Source organism: Piscinibacter sp. (assembly GCF_047600445.1).
Lineage (GTDB): Bacteria > Pseudomonadota > Gammaproteobacteria > Burkholderiales > Burkholderiaceae_C > Piscinibacter.
This window is the reverse complement of record NZ_JASGKT010000002.1, coordinates 970,287-990,611: the sequence shown is the minus strand read 5'-3', so window position 1 is coordinate 990,611 and position 20,325 is coordinate 970,287. Positions and strand designations below refer to the sequence as shown.

At 69.9% G+C, this 20,325-nt stretch carries 16 protein-coding genes and 3 tRNA genes; 1 reads left to right on the top strand and 18 read right to left on the bottom strand.

Annotated elements, in window-relative coordinates; all coding sequences use genetic code 11:
- Nucleotides 1-18: 18 nt before the first annotated feature.
- The 9 genes from QM792_RS08770 to QM792_RS08730 all read right to left on the bottom strand — a co-directional run bounded on the left by QM792_RS08770 (nucleotide 19) and on the right by QM792_RS08730 (nucleotide 11,378).
- Nucleotides 19-1,212 (bottom strand): glycosyltransferase, encoded by a 1,194-nt coding sequence (locus QM792_RS08770; protein WP_415149251.1) that lies wholly within the window; start codon nucleotides 1,210-1,212, stop codon nucleotides 19-21.
- Nucleotides 1,209-1,721 carry a serine O-acetyltransferase gene (locus QM792_RS08765; RefSeq protein ID WP_415149249.1) on the bottom strand — a complete coding sequence of 171 codons (513 nt, stop codon included), beginning with the start codon at nucleotides 1,719-1,721 and terminating at the stop codon, nucleotides 1,209-1,211. Before QM792_RS08765 ends, QM792_RS08770 begins: the two co-directional genes overlap by 4 nt.
- A gap of 19 nt (nucleotides 1,722-1,740) precedes the next feature.
- Complete coding sequence (locus QM792_RS08760; protein WP_415149248.1) at nucleotides 1,741-2,958, bottom strand: glycosyltransferase family 4 protein; 1,218 nt, start codon at nucleotides 2,956-2,958, stop codon at nucleotides 1,741-1,743.
- A gap of 137 nt (nucleotides 2,959-3,095) precedes the next feature.
- Nucleotides 3,096-5,168, bottom strand: a complete 2,073-nt coding sequence (locus QM792_RS08755) for an XrtA/PEP-CTERM system-associated ATPase (RefSeq protein WP_415149246.1) — start codon at nucleotides 5,166-5,168, stop codon at nucleotides 3,096-3,098.
- 6 nt (nucleotides 5,169-5,174) lie between these two features.
- A complete protein-coding gene (locus QM792_RS08750) occupies nucleotides 5,175-6,719 on the bottom strand; it encodes a TIGR03016 family PEP-CTERM system-associated outer membrane protein (protein ID WP_415149244.1) in 1,545 nt (514 codons plus the stop codon).
- On the bottom strand, nucleotides 6,716-7,639 hold the full coding sequence (locus QM792_RS08745) for a chromosome partitioning ATPase (protein ID WP_415149243.1): 924 nt from the start codon (nucleotides 7,637-7,639) through the stop codon (nucleotides 6,716-6,718). Before QM792_RS08745 ends, QM792_RS08750 begins: the two co-directional genes overlap by 4 nt.
- An 11-nt stretch (nucleotides 7,640-7,650) precedes the next feature.
- Nucleotides 7,651-9,207, bottom strand: coding sequence for an XrtA system polysaccharide chain length determinant (locus QM792_RS08740; RefSeq protein WP_415149241.1), 1,557 nt, complete (start codon nucleotides 9,205-9,207; stop codon nucleotides 7,651-7,653).
- A 40-nt stretch (nucleotides 9,208-9,247) separates the two neighbouring features.
- On the bottom strand, nucleotides 9,248-9,880 hold the full coding sequence (locus QM792_RS08735; RefSeq protein ID WP_415151601.1) for an XrtA/PEP-CTERM system exopolysaccharide export protein: 633 nt from the start codon (nucleotides 9,878-9,880) through the stop codon (nucleotides 9,248-9,250).
- Nucleotides 9,881-10,022: 142 nt separating this feature from the next.
- Nucleotides 10,023-11,378 (bottom strand): TIGR03013 family XrtA/PEP-CTERM system glycosyltransferase, encoded by a 1,356-nt coding sequence (locus tag QM792_RS08730; RefSeq protein WP_415149240.1) that lies wholly within the window; start codon nucleotides 11,376-11,378, stop codon nucleotides 10,023-10,025.
- Nucleotides 11,379-11,661: 283 nt separating this feature from the next.
- Between QM792_RS08730 and QM792_RS08725 the strand changes: the two genes are divergently transcribed.
- Nucleotides 11,662-12,990 carry a UDP-glucose dehydrogenase family protein gene (locus tag QM792_RS08725; RefSeq protein ID WP_415149239.1) on the top strand — a complete coding sequence of 443 codons (1,329 nt, stop codon included), beginning with the start codon at nucleotides 11,662-11,664 and terminating at the stop codon, nucleotides 12,988-12,990.
- A 51-nt stretch (nucleotides 12,991-13,041) separates the two neighbouring features.
- On the opposite strand, the gene QM792_RS08720 is transcribed toward QM792_RS08725, so the two are convergent.
- The 9 genes from QM792_RS08720 to folC all read right to left on the bottom strand — a co-directional run bounded on the left by QM792_RS08720 (nucleotide 13,042) and on the right by folC (nucleotide 20,233).
- Nucleotides 13,042-13,118 (bottom strand) — tRNA-Asp (locus QM792_RS08720).
- Between the two features lie 46 nt (nucleotides 13,119-13,164).
- Nucleotides 13,165-13,240: transfer RNA gene (locus QM792_RS08715), tRNA-Glu, on the bottom strand.
- 43 nt (nucleotides 13,241-13,283) lie between these two features.
- Nucleotides 13,284-13,359 (bottom strand) — tRNA-Ala (locus tag QM792_RS08710).
- Nucleotides 13,360-13,427: 68 nt separating this feature from the next.
- Nucleotides 13,428-14,822: a glutamate--tRNA ligase gene (gene gltX, locus QM792_RS08705; RefSeq protein WP_415149237.1), complete on the bottom strand. Its 1,395-nt coding sequence runs from the start codon at nucleotides 14,820-14,822 to the stop codon at nucleotides 13,428-13,430.
- 13 nt (nucleotides 14,823-14,835) lie between these two features.
- Nucleotides 14,836-16,074, bottom strand: coding sequence for an O-succinylhomoserine sulfhydrylase (locus QM792_RS08700; RefSeq protein WP_415149235.1), 1,239 nt, complete (start codon nucleotides 16,072-16,074; stop codon nucleotides 14,836-14,838).
- Nucleotides 16,074-17,609, bottom strand: coding sequence for an amidophosphoribosyltransferase (purF, locus tag QM792_RS08695; RefSeq protein ID WP_415149233.1), 1,536 nt, complete (start codon nucleotides 17,607-17,609; stop codon nucleotides 16,074-16,076). The genes QM792_RS08700 and purF overlap by 1 nt, the downstream gene beginning before the upstream one ends.
- Before the next feature lie 4 nt (nucleotides 17,610-17,613).
- Nucleotides 17,614-18,120: a CvpA family protein gene (locus QM792_RS08690; protein ID WP_415149232.1), complete on the bottom strand. Its 507-nt coding sequence runs from the start codon at nucleotides 18,118-18,120 to the stop codon at nucleotides 17,614-17,616.
- A 16-nt stretch (nucleotides 18,121-18,136) separates the two neighbouring features.
- Entirely contained in the window at nucleotides 18,137-18,913 is a 777-nt protein-coding gene (locus QM792_RS08685; protein ID WP_415149230.1) for an SPOR domain-containing protein, read from the bottom strand.
- 24 nt (nucleotides 18,914-18,937) lie between these two features.
- The gene (gene folC, locus QM792_RS08680) at nucleotides 18,938-20,233 is read right to left on the bottom strand and encodes a bifunctional tetrahydrofolate synthase/dihydrofolate synthase (protein WP_415149228.1); all 1,296 of its coding nucleotides are present in this window, start codon (nucleotides 20,231-20,233) and stop codon (nucleotides 18,938-18,940) included.
- Between the last annotated feature and the right edge of the window lie 92 nt (nucleotides 20,234-20,325).

Below are 20,325 nucleotides of genomic sequence, written 5' to 3'. Positions count from 1 at the left end.
ACCCCGGGGCCAGCGGCCTCAGCCCTGCCGGCGCGCGGAGCGCCGTGCCACGACCGACTCGCAGACCTGCAGCGTCTCGGCGGCGACGTCGTCCCAGCTGCGTGCCATCGAGGCCGCGATCGCCGCCCGGTCCCAAGGCCGCCGCAGCGCCTCGGTGAGCGCGACACGCAACGCCTGCGCATCACGCGGCGACACCAACAGGCCCCGGTCCTCGCGCAGAATCTCCCGCGTGCCGCCCACGTCGGTGGCCACCACCGGCGTGCCACAGGCGAGCGCTTCCACGACGACGTTCGGGTAGCCCTCCGACCAACTCGGCAGCGTCAGCAGATCGGCGGCCGATATCCAGCGCGCGACCTGCACCGGCTCCATGCTGCCGGGCAGAAGCACACGCTCCGCGAGACCACGGTCGCGCACCAGGCCGGGCAGTTGAGGCGCCATCACGCCGTCGCCGATCAGCGCCAGACGGACGTCACCGTCCTCGGCCGCCATCTTCTCGAACGCGTCCAGCAATTCGATGAGGCCCTTGGCCTCGACGAAGCGCCCCACGTAGACGATCAGGCGGCCCTGCATCGGCAGGCCCAGCGCGGCACGCGCCTGCTGTTGGTCCTGCAGCCGGAACACACTGCGGTTGAAGCCGTTGACGATGGTGTGCACGCGCGCAGGGTCCGCGCCGAACTGCGCCTGCGCACCGCGCGCCATCGCCTCGCTGACGACCACCAGCGCATCGGCACGCTCGATGGTGCGACGGGTCAGCCAGGCGTTCGAGCCGGAACGCACATGGATGTCCGAGCCGAGCGCTCCCACCACGCAGGGTTTGCCGAGGCGATGCGCCGCCAGCAGCGCGGCAAAGCCATCGGGGTAGACCCAGTAGCCCACCACCACATCGGGTGCGAACGTCGCCATGCGCGGCGTCAGTGCGCGCGAGGCGAGCCAGCCGTTGAGCGGCCGCCCCAGCACCGGCAGCGAGCCGTAGCTGAAAGCCTCCACGTCGACGCCGTCGAGCTTGTAGTCGGGCGGCACGTCGCCATAGAGGTAACTCTTGGGCACGATGCCGGGCAGGCGCGGATAGCGCAGCGTCTGGAAGTAGACGCGCACGTCGGCGATCTTCGCGAGGCAACGTGCGGTCTCGTGGATGTAGCGGCCGCGCGTCAGGTCGTGCGGCACGGGCAGCATCGGCGTCACCAGCGCGATGCGCAGCCGGGCTCGATTCATGGGCTCCCTTCGTTCGTTCTCACACAGCGCGCCGGAATGCCCACCGCCGTGGCTCCTTCCGGAATATCGTGCAGCACCACGGCATTCGCGCCGATGCGCGCGCCCGATCCAACGCGCACGCCGCCGATCACCTTCGCCCCCGAGCCGATGAAGACGCCATCGCCGAGAATCGGGTAGCCCCCGCGGTTGTCGCCGATCACCACGCTGCTCTCGATCCACACCTTGGCGCCGCCGCGCACCGCCGAGTTGACGACGACGCCGACCGGGTGGATCAGCACCAGCCCCGGGCCGAACTGCGCGCGCACGCCGATCACGCAGCCGTTGAGGATTTTGTTGAGTTGATGCGGGATCAGCGCCAGCGGCGCCAGCCCGATGCGCGCCAGCGCCTGCTGCAGGCGGTACAGCAGCACCGCCGTGGTGCCGTCAGCCATCAGCGCCTTGAGCGCCGAACAGGGCGTGCCGTACTGCGCGTAGAGCTCGCGCTTGGCCGCGAGGTCGGCGATCAGCATCGAGCCTCCCCGTACCCGCTCACGCGCGCGCCGGCGCGCCGCCGAGCCGCACGTGGAAGTTGAGCAACTGCTCGACGTTGTTGCGCCACTGGCGCTCGGCGCGGATGTACTCGCGCGCCGCCGAGCCGACCTGGCGCAGCACGTCCGGATCGCGGCTGCGCTCGAGCACCGACTGCACCGCCGCCTCCATGTCGCCCGCCTTGAAGATCCAGCCCGTCCGCCCCGGCACCAGCACCTCCTGGATGGGATCGAAGTCGGGCGCCACCGGCGCGATGCCCGAGGCCATGAACTCGAACAGCTTGACTGGCGAGGTGTAGTCGCCCGCGCTGGGCAGGACGGCCATGTCCATCGCCGCCAGCAGCCCGGGCACTTCGTCGTGCGCGACGCGGCCGGTGAGGATGACGCGCTGATCCAGCCCCTTGCGCTTCACGAAGTCCTGCACCTCGGTGAAGGTGGCCCCATCGCCCACCAGCAGCATCTTCAGGTGCGGCGCGCTCTCGAGGCGATCGGCGATCGCGTAGACGAAGCGGTCGATGGCATGCCAGGGCACGAAGGCACCGAGATAGCCGCACACCACCGATCCGTCGAGCCCGTACTTGGCACGCGCCGCCGCGCGCTGTTCCGGCGTGAAGCTGAACTTGTCGATGTTCGCCGCGTTCGGCGTCACGATCGCCGGAGCCAGCTGTCCGTGCGCCTGCTCCATGCGCTGCAGGAAGACGCGCGAGACGAACACCAGGCCGGTGGCCTTGCGGAACACCCAGCGTTCGATCATCGACGCGAGGCGCCGGAAGAACAGCGGCCTGACGCGCTCGACCTCCGAGGAGTCGTTCACCTCGAGGAAGAACGGCAGCCCCTTCATGCGCGCCACCAGCAACCCGGCGAACATGAACAGCGAGTAGCGCTCGTAGATGAAGTCCACGTCGCGGTGCTTGCGCAGGTAGCCGAGCAGCCGCCAGGCGACGATCGCGTTGTAGGCCACCTCCACGCACTCGAACAGCGGCTCGGGCAGGTTCGAGACCAGGCGCATCAGCGGCGTGGCCTGCTTGGTCGGAGACATCGACTTGGGCGAGGCGTACGGGTCTGCGCCGGGCAGCGACAGCACGTCGACCGCGACACCGCCAGCCTTCAGTGCGTCGGCGATGCCGCGGATGTGCACACCCTCGACCGCCTTGCCCTGGGTGCGATGGTGGTAGAGCACGCGCCGGGCGGATTGCCACGGACCGGTTTGCTGCGTCATGGTCGGATCTGTCGAGTGAATGCTTGTTCAGCGGGAATTATGGAATCCGGCTTGGATGGCGCGTCGGTTGTACGCCCCCTCAAGCAAGGGTAAACCCACCCGGAACGGGTATCGAGCCGCGTCAGCGCACCGGCCGCTCAGGCCTTCTTGCCGCGCGACGGCTCGAGGGTGATTGCCGGGGCCTTTGCCCTGCCACCGACGGCCGGCAGCCAGCCCGCCAGGTGGTCGACGATGCCCGTGGCCGCCGACGCCTGCGCCTCGGCATCGGCCTCCGACATGGCCTGGCTCTGCGCCAGCGCGGCGTCGAACACCGCGTCCACGTCGTTGGAGAACTCGACCGACGGCCAGGTGCCCGCATCGAGCGGGCGCGCCGATGCCGCGCCGCGCTGGTCGAGCAGCATGCACGGCAGGCCGCGCGCCAGCGCCGACTCGACGAGCACGGCGCGCGTGTCGGCCACCAGCGCCGCGCTGCGCATGAGCAGCGCCACCGAGGCGCCGAAGTCCGGCGCGGCGAGCAGATGCACCGGGCTGTCGCGCAGGCGCGATTCGTGTCCGGAGGTGGAAAGCTCCAGGCGCGTGCGCTCGTCGGCCAGCCACAGCACGGGTGTGCGCCGCGCGATGTCTTCCAGCCGGTTGACGATGCGCGCCGTCTGCTCCGGCGTGTACTCGCCGGGGGTGAAGGCCAGCGTCGCGAGCACGAAGCCCTGCGCGCCGTCGAGGCCGGCCCGCGCGAGCAGGTCGTCGACGTCCTGCGCGCTGACGCATTCGGTTGCCGCGCGCACCACCACGGCCGCCATGTCGCCGCTGCACTGCACACGATCGACCGGGATGCCGCTGCGGTGCAGCGCATGCGAGGCGGCCAGGCTGTCGGTGTAGAGCAGCGCGGCCAGGCGCTCGAACAGCTCGAGCCGCACGCGCTGCTCGTGCGTGGCCCACCAGCGCCGCCGGCCGCTGCTGACGCGCAGCACCGGCACACCGGAGCGGAAAGCGGCCATCGCGCAATCGAACGCAGTGTGGCTGGACGCGCAGACGATCACCGCCGTCGGGCGCTCGCGGTCGAGCAGGCGCTGGAAGGCACGCTCCATCGCGTCCCCGCCCGTGCCTTCGGGCGCCAGCTCGACGTAATCGGCCGAGCGCGGCCGCTCGGATTCGAAGGCGAGCGCTCCCGACCGGCCGGAGTCGACCCAGACGGTGCTGAAACCCGGCAGCTCGGCACGCAGTCGTGCGGCAGCAGCCAGGCTGCGCGCCACGTAGTACTGCGGCATGGTGTCGACGACACACAGCACGGGCCGCGCGGCGGCGGCGCCCTGCGCCTCGCCGGCCAGCGGCTCGTTACGCGCGGCCGGCGCCGACGCCAGCACGCGCAGCGGCGCGCCGGCGCCTTCGATCGGCGTATCTCCGACCTCGACGCCCAGTTCGCGCGCGGTCTCGCGCACCAGCGCGACGTCGATGCGGTGCAGGTCCTGCAGGTAGGCGCCCAGCAGCAGCCGGCTGCACAGCCGGTTGATGCGGCGTGGCACGCCCTCCGTCCAGCGGTGGATCTCGGCGAACGCGAGCGGATCGAACGACGGGTCGTCGTGCCAGCCGACGATGTGCAGCCGGTGCTCGATATAGCCCTGCGTCTCGGTCACGTCCAGCGGCCCGAGGTGGCACGAGGCGATGACACGCTGGCGCAGTTGCTCCATCGACTTCGACTGCAGCAGCGCGCGCAACTCGGGTTGCCCGACCAGGAAGCTCTGCAGCAGCCCGTGGCTGCCGAGCTGGAAGTTCGACAGCATGCGCAGTTCCTCGACCGCCGTGCGGTTGAGGTTCTGCGCCTCGTCGACCACCAGCAACGCACGCCGCCCGCTCGCCGCCACGGCGGTGAGGAAGGCCTCCAGCGTCGCGATCAGTTGCGCCTTCGACGGCGCGGTCGGCGGAATGCCGAAGGCGGTCATGATCGCGCGCAGCAGGTCGCCCGCCTCGAGCTGCGTGCTGACCACCTTGGCCGCTACCACCTTGTCGCGGTCCAGCCCGTTGAGCAGCGCATTGACCACGGTGGTCTTGCCCGCGCCGATCTCGCCGGTCACGACGATGAAACCTTCACCCTGGTGCGCGCCAAACTGGAGGTAGGCCAGCGCGTTCTTGTGCCCGCGGCTGTCGAAGAAGAAGGTCGGGTCCGGGTTGAGCTGGAAGGGCGGGCTGCTGAGACCGAAGTGCGATTCGTACATGATCGATCAGAATCTGTGCAGGGCACCCACGAACACGCTGGTCGCCTCGGAGTCGGGGATGACGTTCGAGCGGAACAGCCGGTAGCGCAGGCCAGCACTGACCTCGCTGCGCGGGTTGACGAGCATGCGCGCGCCCAACGTCGCCACGCCCTCGCGGCTGAGTTGGCCCGTGGCGTCGCCGAGGCCGCGGATCTCGCGCGCAAAAAGGTCGAGCGTGGCGGCCAGTTGCGGCGTGAGCCGGCGCGTCGTGGTCAGCGACACGCCACGCTGCCGGTTGTCCTGCAGCGACGCGACCGGCGAGACGACGAGCTGGTTCTCGCGCAGCAGCACGGTGGAGCGCTCGCCGAAAGCGCGCAACTCGACGGTGGTCAGACGGCCCAGGAAGACGATCGACGCGCTGACGCGGTTGAGCAACTGCGCATAGTCGGGAAACACGTCCACCGGGCCGACGGCGTTCGGGTCGAGGCCGCGCTGCGTAAGCAGGTTGCGCACCAGCGTCTCGCGCTGCGCCACGTCGGGGTAGCGCGTGGTCAGCACGGCGTCGAGCGCGGCGCCGAGGTTCTGGCCGAACTCGGGCGCGAACAGCGGTGACGATTGCATCACCGGCATGCGCAGCGCCTCGAGCGTGAAGGCGAAGAACGGCGAGCGCAGCGTGGCCAGCCCCGAGCCGCCCCAGCCGAAGTAGCGCCGCTCGGCCTGCGCCTCGAAGCGCGCGCGTTCGCTCGGCGTCCAGCGCAGGCGGAAACCGTAGGTGCCGTCGGTCTGCACATCCTCGTCGATGGCGCTGCGTTCGCGGCCCGCGGACAGGCCGAACTGCAGTTCGTTGTTGACCGCATAGCTGGCCACCACGCGGCCACCGCGCGAGGCCAGCGAGGAGTCGGTGAGCGACTCGGTCTTGGAGCGCTCATCGAAGACCTCGACGGCGCCGCCGAACGGCTCGGGCCGCTTCTCCAGCGAGGCGGTGTTGCGCCGCGAATCGGAGTTCGAGGCCACCAGGCCGAGCGCGTCGTCTTCCTTCAGGCGAGTCCAGTACTTGTCGGCGCGCGCGTTGAGCATCAGGCCGGGCGACAGCTCGCGTTGCAAGTAGGGGCTGAGCCGGTAGCTGTAAGTGATGCGGTCATCCGCCGTCGGCGTCGACTGGCTGCCCGACTGCAAGCTGAAGATCTCCGAACCCGCATGGCTTGCGCTGACCTCGGTATCGACGAAGATCCAGCGCTCGAGCAGCGTGACGTTGGCCTCCAGGTGCCCGTTGGGGAAAGTGCGGCTGGCCTCGTCGGACTTCTGGTAGGTCAGCATCTGCAGCCCGAACATGCCGTTCGCACGGATGCGCGAACTCTGCCCGGAGACGCGGATCTGCGGCCGCAATTCCAGCACCAGCGCCTTGTCGCGCTCACCGGAATAGCTGCCCGGATTGACGTTGTCGGTGACGGTCGCCATGACGCCGACGCTCGGCTCGATGCGCAACCCGGCCTGCGCCCTCGCCTGCTGCACAGCGCACAGCGCGGCGACGCCGGCCAGAGCGGTGGCGAGGCGCGAGGTCCGCAGCTTCATGCCGCGTAGCCGTAGCCGCTGGCGTAGCCCTGCGGGGCTTCTTCCAGCGGGCTGCCGTTGAGCACCGAGATCACGTTCGGCACCGACTCGACGCAGGCATAGGCGTTGGTCAGATCCTCGACCCTGGTCACGCTTTCGCGCACTACCATCAGCAACTGGCCAACCTTCTTGGCCAGTGCCTTGGCCTCGCTGGTCAGCAGCAGCGGCGGCGCGTCGAAGACGACGATGCGATCGGTGTAGCGGGTCGACAACTCGTCCAGCAGCCGGTCCATCGCACCGCTGGCGAGCAGTTCGGTGGCGTTCTCGCGCGGCATGCCGGCGTGCAGCAGCGTCAGCTTCGGGATGCTGTCGGGCTTGAGCAGCACCTCGCTCAGATCGTTGACCGAACCGCTCAGCACGTCGAGCAGGCCGGCGGCCTCGGCCTGTACACCGAGGCGATCGAGCACAGACGGCTTGACGACGTCGGCATCGACCAGCATCACCGACGAGTCGACCTCGGCCGCGATGCTCAGCGCCAGGTTGAGCGCGCAGAAGGTCTTGCCGTCGCCCGGCAGCGCGCTTGTCACCATCAGCAGGTTGCTGCGCGGCGTCTTCTGCTGCGGCTGGCGGATCACGTCGAGCACGGCCCGCTTGACGGCGCGGAACTCCTCCGCCCAGCGGCTGCGCTCGCGTCCCGGCACGATGTAGCCCAGCTCGGCCAGGCGCGCCATGTCGACGTGGATATCCTTCGAGCGCAGCACCGGCCCGTCGCGGCGCACGGGGGCCGGAACGGCGGCGTGGGCGATCACGTTGGCGGGCGCCGCAGTGGCTTCCTTGAGCGCCGCGCCGGCGCCGGCCTGCTCCACGGCAGCCCAGGGGATGTCGATGCCGGCGCGCTTGAGCTCTTCGAGGCGCTGCGTGGCCTGTTCAATGATGTTCATCAGGCCCCCTGTCAGGAAATGGATCTCACCGCCAGCCAGCCGATCCAGGCGACCTGCCAGGCGCACAGCGCGAGCACGGCGCCGCCGAGCAGCACGAACTTGTGGCGCACCGCGGCGATCGTCGCGGCGTCGGGGATCAGCGTGATGCGGCCCACCACCGGCCGTCCGCTCAGTTCTTGCAGCACCTTGGTGGAATCGACCACCGGATGCACACGGCTGTAGAGGATCGCGGCGACCAGCCCGCCGACCAGCGCGAGCACGAAACCGATGGCTGCCAGCCCGACCTTGTTCGGGAACACCGGCGTCGTCGCGGCGCGTGCCGGATCGATGGTGCGGAACTCGGCCATCGAGGCGGTCTGGTCGAGCTTGACGCCGATCGACGCCGACTCGCGGCGCTCCACCAGCGCCTGGTAGTTCTTGCGGATCACGTCGTAGTCGCGGTTCAACTGGGCCAGTTCGGCCTCCACCTGCGGCACCTTGCTGGCGGCGCCGCGCACCTGCTCGAGCCGCGCCTGCTGGGTGGTCAGGCGGCCGCGCAGCGAGGCCACGCTGGCCTCGGCTTCGGCCAGCGAGACGCGGATGCGCTGGTACACCGGGTTGGTCGGTGCCGGCGTCTTGCCGTCGGCCTCGCGACGCTTGCGCGCAGCCTCGGCCTCGACACGCTTCTGCGCCTCAATCTGCGCGATGGTCTTGCGCGCCGCGAGCACGTCGGGGTGCTCGTCGGTGTAGCGGCGCAGCAATTCGTCGAGCTGGCGCTTCTGGGCCTCCAGGCGCGTGTCCAACTCGGTCGGCGCGGCCGCCATCTGCCCGGGCAGCGCCTCGACGGGCAACTGCTCCGGCTGGGCGCTCAGTTCCCTGCGCAGCGCATCGCGCGAGGCTTCGGCGGCCTGCAGATCGGACTGCAGCCGCGCGACGTCCTCCGACAGCGACGAGATGCGCGCGAAGTAGTCCTGCCCCGACACGCCGGAGACGCCGAAGTTGCGCAGCTTGAAGTCCTTCAGCGCATTCTCGGCGGCGGAGAGTTTCACCTCGTACTGGCGGATCTCCTCGTCGATGAACTTGCGTGCCTCCTCGGAGTCGCGCTGCTTGTCGGCGTTGCTGGTGCTCGAGAAGCTCGACACCAACGTCGCGACCAGGCGCTGCGCGCGGCCGGCATCGGTGTCGCGGTAGACGATCGTGTAGACGTTGCTGCCCTCGGAGACGATGCGGATCGCCTTCATCAGCGCATCGACCTCGCGCGAGATGCCGACCTCGGACGCCGGCGCCCAGCCGATGGACGTATCGGCGCGCAGCCGCTCGACGTTGGGCCGCGAGATCAGCGTGCGCGCCAGCATGCGCACCTGCTGGTCGAAATCGGGCTGGAACGCGAGGCCGGCCATCAGCGGCTTGAGCACGGTATGCGTGTCGATGTAGACGCGCGCCGTGGCCTGGTAGCGGTCGGGCATCAGCAGCACCAGCGGCACGAACAGCAGCGCGAGCGCCCATGCCACGATCACGCCGACGCGACGGCTGCGCCAGGCGCCCTTGAGCAGTTCCTTGAGTTGGGTCAGCGGTGAATCGGGCTGCATGGAGGCTCCGGCGTTCATCGTTGGCTGGCGCGTCATCCGGTCAGAACCAGCTCTGCGGGATGATCACCACATCGCCCGGGCGCACCGGCACGTTGGCGGAGATGTCGCCGCGCTTGAGCAGATCCTTCAGACGGATGCGGTATTGCTTGCCGCCTTCGGCGCCGCGCACCAGCACCGCACCGTTGCCGTCGGCGAAGTCGGTCAGGCCGCCGGCCTGGATCATCACGTCGAGCACGGTCATGTCCTGGCGGTACGGCACGGCCTGCGGGCGCGTCGCCTCGCCGACGATGCGGATCTGCTCGGAGTACACCCCCTGGAAGCCGCTGACCAGCACCGTGACGACGGGGTCGCGGATGAACTTGGCCAACGCCTTCTCGATCTCGCGCGCCAGTTCGGCCGGGCTGCGGCCCGCGGCGATGAGATCCTCGACCAGCGGCGACGAGATGCGGCCGTCCGGACGCACCGTCACCGTCGACGACAGCTCGGGATTGCGCCAAACCTGGATGTTGAGCGTGTCCAGCGCGCCGATCTTGTAGCGGTGCTCGAGGTTGGAAACGTCTTGCGGCGCGGGCGGATGGTTGCCCAGCGAGGCGCAGCCGGTGGCCGCGAGAGCGATGCCGGCCAACGCCGCCCAGCGCAGCGGAAGACGGGCCATCCGGACGATCAGCGACATGAACATGGTTGACTCCTCGAATCTTTGATGGGCAGCCCCAGTCGTGGGCATCCTGCTGCGGGACATGCTAGCAAATGTACGCCTGCGGGCGGGCCCGCGGGCGCCGCTGCCGTGACCGAATCCGCCGCGTGTGGACGGCAGACTACTGGCCTTCGCGAAACAGCACGACGCTGACCGTCTCGAGCAGCACGAGCATGTCCAGCAGCAGCGAGTTGTGCTTGACGTAGTACAGGTCGTACTGGTGCTTGCGGCGCGCATCCTCCACCGAGGCACCGTAGCTGTAACGCACCTGCGCCCAGCCGGTCACGCCCGGCTTGACGCTGTGGCGCAGGTCGTAGAACGGGATCTGCTCGCGCAACTGGGCGACGAAGCTCGGGCGCTCGGGGCGCGGGCCGACCATGCTCATCTCGCCCTTGAGCACGCTGATCAGTTGCGGGAGCTCGTCGATGCGCGTCTTGCGGATGAAGGCGCCGACGCGCGTGACGCGCGAATCGTTCTTGGTGGCCCAGCGCGCGACGCCGTCCTTCTCGGCGTCGGTGCGCATGCTGCGGAACTTGATGCACATGAACGAGCGGCCGCCGAGGCCGACGCGCTCCTGCCGGTACAGCACCGGGCCCGGGCTGTCGAGGCGGATCGCGAGCATGGCCAGCAGCATCACCGGCGAAGCCAGCAGCAGCAGCAGGCTGGAGCTGAGGATGTCGAAGGTGCGCTTGGCGGCCTGGCGCAGCGGCCCCTGGACGAAGCCGTCGCCGTACACCAGCCAGCTCGCCTTGAGGCTGTCGATGCGCACCTCGCTGCGCGCACGCTCGTAGTAGGCGGCCAGGTCGAGCACGCGCACGCCGCGAATGCGGCACGCCAGCAGCTCGTCCATCGGCACGCCGCCGCCGCGCTGCTCGCGCACCGCGACGATGACTTCGTTGACGCGCTGGCGGTCGACCAGCTCGGCCAGGCCCTGCGGCGCATCGAGCACGGGGGCGACGCCGGCCACCGACGCGCCGGCCGGATCGCAGTGCAGGCCCGGATACATGCCGACCACCTCGCGCCGAAAATGATGGGCGGCGGCGAGATCCTGCACGACCGAGATCGCCTCCGGCCCGGCGCCGACGACCAGCACGCGCGGCGCCTCGGCCAGTGCGCGCACGACGCGCGCCACGCCGCGCAGCAGCAGGATGCCAGCCAGCAGGTACAGCAGCGAGCCGAAGATCAGTTCATCGGCCACCTTGGTGTAGGTCGTGAAGCCCCACAGCGCGTAGCTCACCGCACCACCACAGGCGACGGCGAAGACGGTGCGCCGCACGACCGCGCCCGTGGCCAGCCGTTGCGGGCGATACAACCCGACGAAGGCATGTGTCAGGGCCATGACCAGCGCGAACTCCGCGGCCACCAACAGCAGGCTGGGGCCTTCCGGCAGGTACAGCCCGGTGAGGCTCGACGCGCCGTACACGGAAAAGGCGGCGAGCATCACTGCGGAGAAGGCGATGACGACGTCGAGGAGCATGCTTGCGATTCCAGCCATTGAGTTTTACCGGAGGACACTGACCGATCTTGGTTGACCCGGGGGCCTTCTGGTTGCAGGAATTATTGGAGCCGTCCATGACAGCGGCCATCCCCCGGACGGAGCGTTCCCCGTGAATCGGGGGTGCCACCACGGAAGCGAGACTTCCTCGACACTGCCGCCGCCGCACCCCTGTTGAGAGGTGGTTCCGCGGCGGGGCGCTCCCTAAAATCGCCCGGTTTCGACCCCTCACGGCGGCATCGTGCCGCCACTGCACGACTCCACCATGAAAATCACGATCATCGGCACCGGCTATGTGGGTTTGGTCAGCGGCGCCTGTCTCGCCGACGTCGGCAACGACGTGTTGTGCCTGGACCTCGACGAGAAGAAAATTTCCACACTCGAATCGGGCGGCATCCCCATTCACGAGCCCGGGCTGGACGCGATCGTCGAGCGCAACGTGCGCGCCGGCCGGCTGCACTTCACTACCGATGTCAAGAAAGCGGTCGATTTTGGCACGCTGCAGTTCATCGCCGTCGGCACGCCGCCGGACGAGGATGGCTCCGCGGACCTCAAGTACGTGCTGGCCGCGGCCCGCAACATCGGCCGCCACATGACGGAGTACAAGCTCGTCATCGACAAGAGCACGGTGCCGGTGGGCACGGCCGACAAGGTGCGCGCCGCCCTCGCCGACGAACTCGCAAAGCGCGGCGCCGCGCTGCCGTTCAGCGTCGTCTCGAACCCCGAATTCCTCAAGGAAGGCGCGGCGGTGGCCGACTTCGCCAAGCCCGACCGCATCGTGATCGGCGCCGCGGCCGACGACAAGCGCGGCATCGAGCTGATGACCGAGCTGTACGCGCCCTTCAACCGCAACCACGACCGCCTGATCGTGATGGACGTGCGCAGCGCCGAGCTGACCAAGTACGCCGCCAACGCGATGCTGGCCACGCGCATCAGCTTCATGAACGAGATGGCGCTGCTGGCCGAGCGGCTCGGCGCCGACATCGAGGCGGTGCGCCACGGCATCGGCTCGGATCCGCGCATCGGCTACCACTTCCTGTACGCCGGCTGCGGCTACGGCGGCTCGTGCTTCCCGAAGGACGTGCAGGCGGTGATCCGCACCGCGCGCCAGGACGCCGGCATGGAGCTGCGCGTGCTCGGCGCGGTGGAGGCGGCCAACGAGGCGCAGAAGCAGGTGCTGTCGAAGAAGGTGGTGCAGCGCTTCGGCGAGGACCTGGCCGGCCGGACCTTCGCCGTCTGGGGCCTGGCCTTCAAGCCGAACACCGACGACATGCGCGAGGCGCCCAGCCGCGTGATCATCCGAGAACTGGTGGCGCGCGGCGCGCGCATCTCCGCCTACGACCCGGTGGCGATGACCGAGGCGCGCCGCGTGCTCGCCGACACGCCGGGGCTGCACTTCGCCGCGAGCCCGATGGAGGCACTGGCCGGCGCCGACGCGCTGCTCATCGTGACCGAGTGGAAGGAATTCCGCAGTCCCGACTTCGACGCGGTCGTCGCCGCGCTGAAGCAGCCGGTGATCTTCGACGGCCGCAATCTCTACGACCCGAAGGCGGTGCGCGAGCGCGGCATCGAGTACTTCCCGATCGGACGCTGAACGCCTAAAAGAAAACGCCCCGCCGGAAGCCGGCGGGGCGTTGCGAATGCTTGGCGGAGTGGACGGGGCTCGAACCCGCGACCCCCGGCGTGACAGGCCGGTATTCTAACCAACTGAACTACCACTCCGCGTGGCCGGCAACTTCAGGATGACTCCTCAAGCGCTGCCGAAACTTGGCGTCCCCTAGGGGATTCGAACCCCTGTTACAACCGTGAAAGGGTCGTGTCCTAGGCCTCTAGACGAAGGGGACTTCAAACCTTCCCTCTCGAACCTGCGCCGCGCATCGGCTGTTGTGGTGGAGGTAAGCGGGATCGAACCGCTGACCTCTTGCATGCCATGCAAGCGCTCTCCCAGCTGAGCTATACCCCCGTGGCCTCGTTCGGCGCCGTCGGTGCAGCAGTGCAGTTTCAAGCGAGACTGCGAGTATAGCCCGTATTTCAGACCGCCTGCAATCGGCGCAGCACCGTCTCGCGGGGAAACAGCGCCAGCACTGCGTCGATCGAGGGCGTCTGCACGCGGCCGCACACCAGCACGCGCAGCGCGTGCGCGAGTTGCGGCATCTTCAGCGCGTGCGCGGCCAGCGTTTCCTTGATGGCCGCGGCGATCGTGCCCTTGTCCCAGTCGATCGCCGCCAGGCGGTCGCGCAGCGTCTGCAAGGCCGGGCGCACCGCGTCGGTGACGTGCTGCGCCACGTCCTCCTCGCGCGGGCTCACGTCGACGACGTACATCGCCAGCCAGTCGGCCAGCTCGACCAGCGTCGCGCAGCGGTCCTTGAAAAGCGCGCAGCGCTGCGCCAGCAGCGCATCAGCGGCGACGCTCACGCCGCGCGACGCGAACTGCGCGGCCACCAGCGGCGCCAGCTCCGCGTCGGGCATGTGCTTGATCACGTGGGCGTTCACCCAGTTGAGCTTGGCCGCGTCCCACTGCGCCGGGCTGCGCGCGAGGTGGCTGCCGTCGAACCAGGCGACGAGCTGCGCGCGGTCGAACAGCTCGTCGTCGCCGTGGCTCCAGCCCAGCCGCGCGAGGTAGTTGACCATCGCGTCGGGCAGGTAGCCGCCTTGCTCGTACTGCATCACGCTGACCGCGCCGTGGCGCTTGGAGAGCTTGTCGCCGTCGGGCCCGAGGATCATCGGCACGTGGCCGTACTCGGGCAGCTCGGCGCCCAGCGCGCGCAGGATGTTGATCTGGCGCGGCGTGTTGTTGACGTGGTCGTCGCCGCGGATCACGTGGCTGATTTGCATGTCCCAGTCGTCGACCACGACGCAGAAGTTGTAGGTCGGCGTGCCGTCGGGGCGGCAAATGATCAGGTCGTCGAGCTCGCGGTTGGAGATCGTGATCGGGCCCTTGACCATGTCGTTCCAGGTCACGTCGCCGTCGACCGGGTTACGGAAGCGCACCACCGGCTTCGCGCCCTCGGGCACCGGCGGCAGCGTCTTGCCCGGCTCGGGGCGCCAGCGGCCGTCGTAGCGCGGCTTCTCGCCGCGCGCGCGCTGCGCCTCGCGCATCGCTTCCAGCTCCTCGGGCGTGCAGTAGCAGTGGTAGGCCGTACCCGCGGCGAGCATCTGCCCGACCACCGCCCGGTAGCGGTCCAGCCGCTGCATCTGGTAGTACGGGCCCTCGTCGTGGTCCAGGCGCAGCCACTTCATCGCCGCGATGATCTGGTCGACCGCCTCCTGCGTCGAGCGCGCGACGTCGGTGTCCTCGATGCGCAGGATGAAGTCGCCGCCGTGGTGGCGCGCGAAGGCCCAGGAGAACAGCGCGGTGCGCGCCGTGCCGAGGTGGAGGAAGCCCGTCGGCGACGGGGCGATGCGGGTGCGGACTCTGCGGGTCATCGGGGTCGGGGGTTCACAGCGTCGCGAGACCGCGTTGCAGGTCGGCCTGCACGTCGCGCACGTCGTCCAGGCCGACGGCCACGCGGATCATGCCCTGCGTGATGCCCGCCGCCTGGCGCTGGTCTTCGCTGAGGCGTCCGTGCGAGGTGCTCGCCGGGTGGGTGATGGTGGTCTTGGTGTCGCCGAGGTTGGCGGTGATCGAGCACACGCGCGTGCCGTCGATCACGTGGAAGGCGTTGGCGCGCGCCTGCGCGGGGCCGCCCTCGGCCTGGCCGCGCACGATGAAGGACACCACTGCGCCGCCGCAGCCCGACTGCTGCGCCATCGCCAGCGCATGCTGCGGGTGCGATTCCAGCCCGGGGTAGAAAACGCGCTCGACCTGCGGCTGCGCCTCCAGCCAGCGCGCCAGCTCGAGCGCGCGACGGCTCTGCGCCTCCATGCGGATGGCCAGCGTCTCCAGCCCCTTGAGCACCACCCAGGCGTTGAAGGGCGACAGACTCATGCCGGCGCTGCGCATCACCGGCATGAAGGTCCCGTTGACCAGCGCCTCGCTGGCGCAGATCGCCCCGGCGATCACGCGGCCCTGGCCATCGAGGTACTTGGTGCCGGAGTGAATGACGAGATCGGCGCCGTATTCCATCGGCCGCTGCAACGCCGGCGAGCAGAAGCAGTTGTCCACCGCCAGCCAGGCGCCTGCCTGCTTCGCGATCGCCGACAGCGCGGCGATGTCGCACACCTCGGTCAGCGGGTTGGTGGGTGATTCGGCGAACAGCAGCCGGGTGTTCGGCCGGATCGCGGCGCGCCACTGCGCCAGGTCGGTCTGCGAGACGAAGCTCGTCTCGACGCCGAACTTCGCGAACTCGCGGCCGAACAGCATGATGGTCGAGCCGAACACGCTTTGCGAGCAGACCACGTGGTCGCCGGCCTTCAGCAGCCCCATGCCGAGCAGCAGGATCGCGCTCATGCCGCTGGAGGTGGCGATGCAGGCCTGCGCGCCTTCCAGCGCCGCGAGGCGGCGCTCGAACATCATCACCGTCGGGTTGGTGAAGCGCGAGTAGATGAAGGCGTCTTCCTCGTTGGCGAAGCGCGCCGCGGCGCTCGCCGCGTCGGGCTGGCGGAAGCTGCTGGTGAGGAACAGCGCCTCGCTGTTCTCGCCCCAGGGGCCGGCCGGCAGGCCTTCGCGCACGGCCAGCGTGTCGCGGTGCGTGCCCTCGGGCAGCTCGATGCGCGGAATGCGTTTGCCGTCGCTCATCAGCCGGCCTCCGAGGCGTTGTGCAGCGCCAGGCGCGAGCGCTCGCCGGCGCCGTCTTCCTCGCCGCCCTGGTTCCTGCGCTGCGCGGCAAGCGCCTCGAAATCGGCCGTCGACACGTCGCCGGTGACGTAGACGCCGTCGAAGCACGAGGCCTCGAAGCCGTCGAGCTTCGGGTTGAGCGTGCCCACCACCTTCTTCATCGCCGCCACGTCCTGGTAGATCAGCGCGTCGGCGCCGATGTATTGCCGGATCTCCTCGGTGCTGCGGTCGTGCGCGATCAGCTCGTCCTTGGTCGGCATGTCGATGCCGTAGACGTTCGGGAAGCGCACCGGCGGCGCCGCCGAGGCCATGTAGACCTTGCGCGCGCCGGCCTCGCGCGCCATCTGCACGATCTCCTTCGAGGTGGTGCCGCGCACGATCGAGTCGTCCACCAGCAGCACGTTGCGGCCCTTGAACTCGCTGGCGATCGCGTTGAGCTTCTGGCGCACCGACTTCTTGCGCATGCCCTGCCCCGGCATGATGAAGGTGCGGCCGACGTAGCGGTTCTTGACGAAGCCCTCGCGGTAGGGCTTGCCGATCTTCTGCGCGAGCTGCATCGCCGAGGGCCGGCTCGATTCGGGGATCGGGATCACCACGTCGATCTCGCTCGGCGGCATGGTCGAGATCAGCCGCTGCGCCAGCGTCTCGCCCATGTTCAGGCGCGCCTGGTAGACCGACACGCCGTCCATCACCGAATCGGGCCGCGCGAGGTAGACGAACTCGAACATGCAGGGGTTCAGGCGCGGCTGCTCGGCGCACTGGCGCGCGTGCAGCCGGCCCTGCAGGTCGATGAAGATCGCCTCGCCCGGCGCGACGTCGCGCACCAGCCTGTGGCCGGTGCCTTCGAGCGCGACCGACTCGCTGGCCACCATCACCTCACGGCCTGGCGAGCCCTGGTGTGAATCGGCTTCGCCGAAGCACAGCGGGCGGATGCCGAAGGGGTCGCGGAAGGCCAGCAGCCCGTGGCCGGCGATCAGCGCGACCACCGCATACGAGCCCTTCAGGCGCCTGTGCACCACGCCGACCGCCTTGAAGATCGCCTCGGGCGTCAGCGGCAGGTCGCGCGCGCAGCGCTCCAGTTCGTGCGCGAGCACGTTGATCAGCACCTCGGTGTCGCTCTCGGTGTTGATGTGGCGGCGGTCGACGTCGAACAGCTCCTGCTTGAGCGCGTGCGCGTTGGTCAGGTTGCCGTTGTGCACCAGCACGATGCCGAACGGCGCGTTGACGTAGAAGGGCTGCGCCTCCTCCTCGCTGTAGGCGTTGCCGGCGGTCGGGTAGCGCACCTGGCCCAGGCCGACGTTGCCCGGCAGCGCGCGCATGTTGCGGGTGCGGAAGACGTCGCGCACCATGCCGCGCGCCTTGTGCATGAAGCACTTGGTGCCCTGCATCGTGACGATGCCCGCGGCGTCCTGGCCGCGGTGCTGCAGCAGCAGCAGCGCGTCGTAGATGAGCTGGTTGACGGGCGAGCCCGAGATCACGCCGACGATGCCACACATGGGTTCAACTCCTCTTCAGGTGCTCGGCCACCTGGGGCGGCAGCAGCGGCATCAATCCGTCGAGCAGCGCGGCCAGCACGCCGGCGCCGCGCGACTGCTGCCAGGCGGGCGACGTGACCGCCGGCGTCAGGCCGACCACGGCCGCCGCCGCCAGCAGCAGCACCACGCCGCGCAGCGCGCCGAACAGCGCGCCCAGCGCGCGGTCGGGCAGGCTCAGCGGCGTGGCGTGGATGACGAAGCGGATCAGCCGCGTCACGATCGCCCAGACGATCAGCGCCAGCACGAACACCCCGGCCAGCGCCGCGCCCAGGTTCAGCGCCGACCCCGGCTCGCCGACCGGCACGTAGCGCGCGGCCAGCGGCGCGAACCACTGCGCGGCGAACCACGCGGCCACCCAGCCGGCCAGCGACAGCAGCTCGAAGACGAAACCGCGCACCAGGCCGACGATCACCGACAGCGCCAGCACGGCCAGCAGCACCGCGTCGACCCAGCCGATCTGCGCGAAGTCCATGGCGGCCTTCAGCGCGTCACAGCGTCAGCACCACGGCGGCGCCGATGCCGGCGGCCTTGGCCTTGGCGAGCGCCTGCTCGGCCTCGTCGCGCGTGGCGAAGGGGCCGGCGCGCACGCGCGTGCGGCTGCCCGACGAGGTCTCGACCACCTGCGTGTAGCTCTTCAGGCCGAGCTTGTCGAGCTTGGCGCGCATCTCGCGCGCCGCGGCGGCGTCGGCGAAGGCGCCGGCCTGCACGACGAAGCGGCCGCCCTCGCGCGCGGGCTCGGGCTTGGCTGCGGCGGGTTTGGCGGCGGCCGGCTTCACGTCCGCCTTGGCTTCGGCCTTGCCTTCGAGCAGCGCCTTGGCGCGGGCAGCGTCGGCAGCGGCCGTGGGTTTCTTCGGCTCGGGCTTCTCGGTGGGTTTCTCGGCGGCTTTTTCGGCCGACTTCTCGGTCGGCTTCTCGGCAGGTTTCTCCGCCGGTTTCTCGGCCGGCTTTTCCTCGATCGGCGGCGGCGTTTCCTCGCGCGGCGGCTGCTCCACCTTGCCCGTGGCCACGCGCGCCGGCGGCATCGCCAGCGCGGGCGCGCCGTCCTTGCGCGGGATTTCGATCGGAATGTCCACCGGCAGCGGACGCGGCTGGCTCTCGAACACCAGCGGGAAGCCGATCACGCCGGCGATCACCAGCACCAGCGCGCCCACGAGGCGGCGCCGGGCGCGTGTGCGCGCCGCCGTGACGGCGTCGGCGGGGTCCAGCGACCTCGGGGGGGTGTCGGCAGCGTTCGTGCGGCGCCGGAAGAACGACAGCAGACCCATGCGGTGCGTCGGGCGGCGCGCTGCTCAGCCGACGTGCCGCGCGCCGAGGCGGGGCAGGCCATCCTTCAGCACACCGCCGACGGTGTAGAACGATCCGAAGACGACGATTCTATCAGCGGGGTCCGCCGCCGCGACGCAGGCGGCCAGGGCCTGCGCGGGCGACTCGTGGCGCCGCACGTCCACCGGCCCCGGCCCCTTGCAGCCCAGCGAGGCATGCAGTTGCGCCAGTTCGTCGGCGCGCGCCGCGCGCGCGATCGGCAGGTCGGTGAAGTGCCAGGCGTCGACCAGCGGCGCCATCCTGGCGAGGATCGCCGCCACGTCCTTGTCGCGCATCGCGCCGAACACCGCGTGCGTGCGCGGGTAGAAGCCCATCTGGTCGAGGTTCTCGGCCAGCGCCGCGACCGAATGCGGGTTGTGCGCGACGTCGAGCACCAGCGCCGGCTGGCCGGCGACGATCTGGAAGCGCCCCGGCAGTTCGACCAGCGCCAGGCCGGTGCGCACCGCCTGCGCGGTGATCGGCAGCCGCTCGCGCAGCGCCTCGAAGGCGGCCAGCGCGCCGGCGGCGTTGAGCAACTGGTTGGCGCCGCGCAGCGCCGGGTAGGCCAGGCCGTTGTAGCGCCGCTCGCGGCCGGCCCAGTTCCACTGCTGGCGGTCGCCGCCGATGCTGAAATCGCGCCCGAGCAGGCGCAACTCGGCGCCGATGCGCGCGGCCTCGTCGATCACGCTGCGCGGCGGCGCCGGGTCGCTGACGATCGCCGGCCTGCCGGCGCGCATGATGCCGGCCTTCTCGCGCCCTATGGATTCGCGGTCCGGGCCGAGGAACTCGACGTGGTCGACGTCGATGCTGGTAATCACCGCGCAGTCGGCGTCGAAGGCGTTGACCGCGTCGAAGCGCCCGCCCAGGCCCACTTCGAGGATCACGAGGTCGAGCGGCTGGTGCGCCAGCAGCCGCGCGATCGCCAGCGTGGTGAACTCGAAGATGCTCAGCGTGATCTCGCCGCGCGCCGCCTCGACGGCCTCGAAGTGCGGCAGCAGTTGCGCCGCATCGACCATGCGGCCGTCGACGCGGCAGCGCTCCTCGAAGTGCACGAGGTGCGGCTTGGCGTACAGCCCGACGCGGTAGCCGGCCTGCAGGGCGATGGCTTCGAGCATCGCGCAGGTGGAGCCCTTGCCGTTGGTGCCGGCGACGGCGATCACCGGGGTGCTGAAGTCCAGGCCCAGGCGCGAACGGACCTCGACCACGCGCTCGAGCGACAGGTCGATTTCGGTGGGATGCATGCCGGCGCAGTGGGCCAGCCAGTCGGCGAGCGTGCGCTTCATCGCGCCGGCCCGCGATCAAGGGCCCTTCGCGGTACGAGAAATCGCAAAAACATCGTCAATTTGCCCCCGGAGTGGGGGGCATGAGCCACATA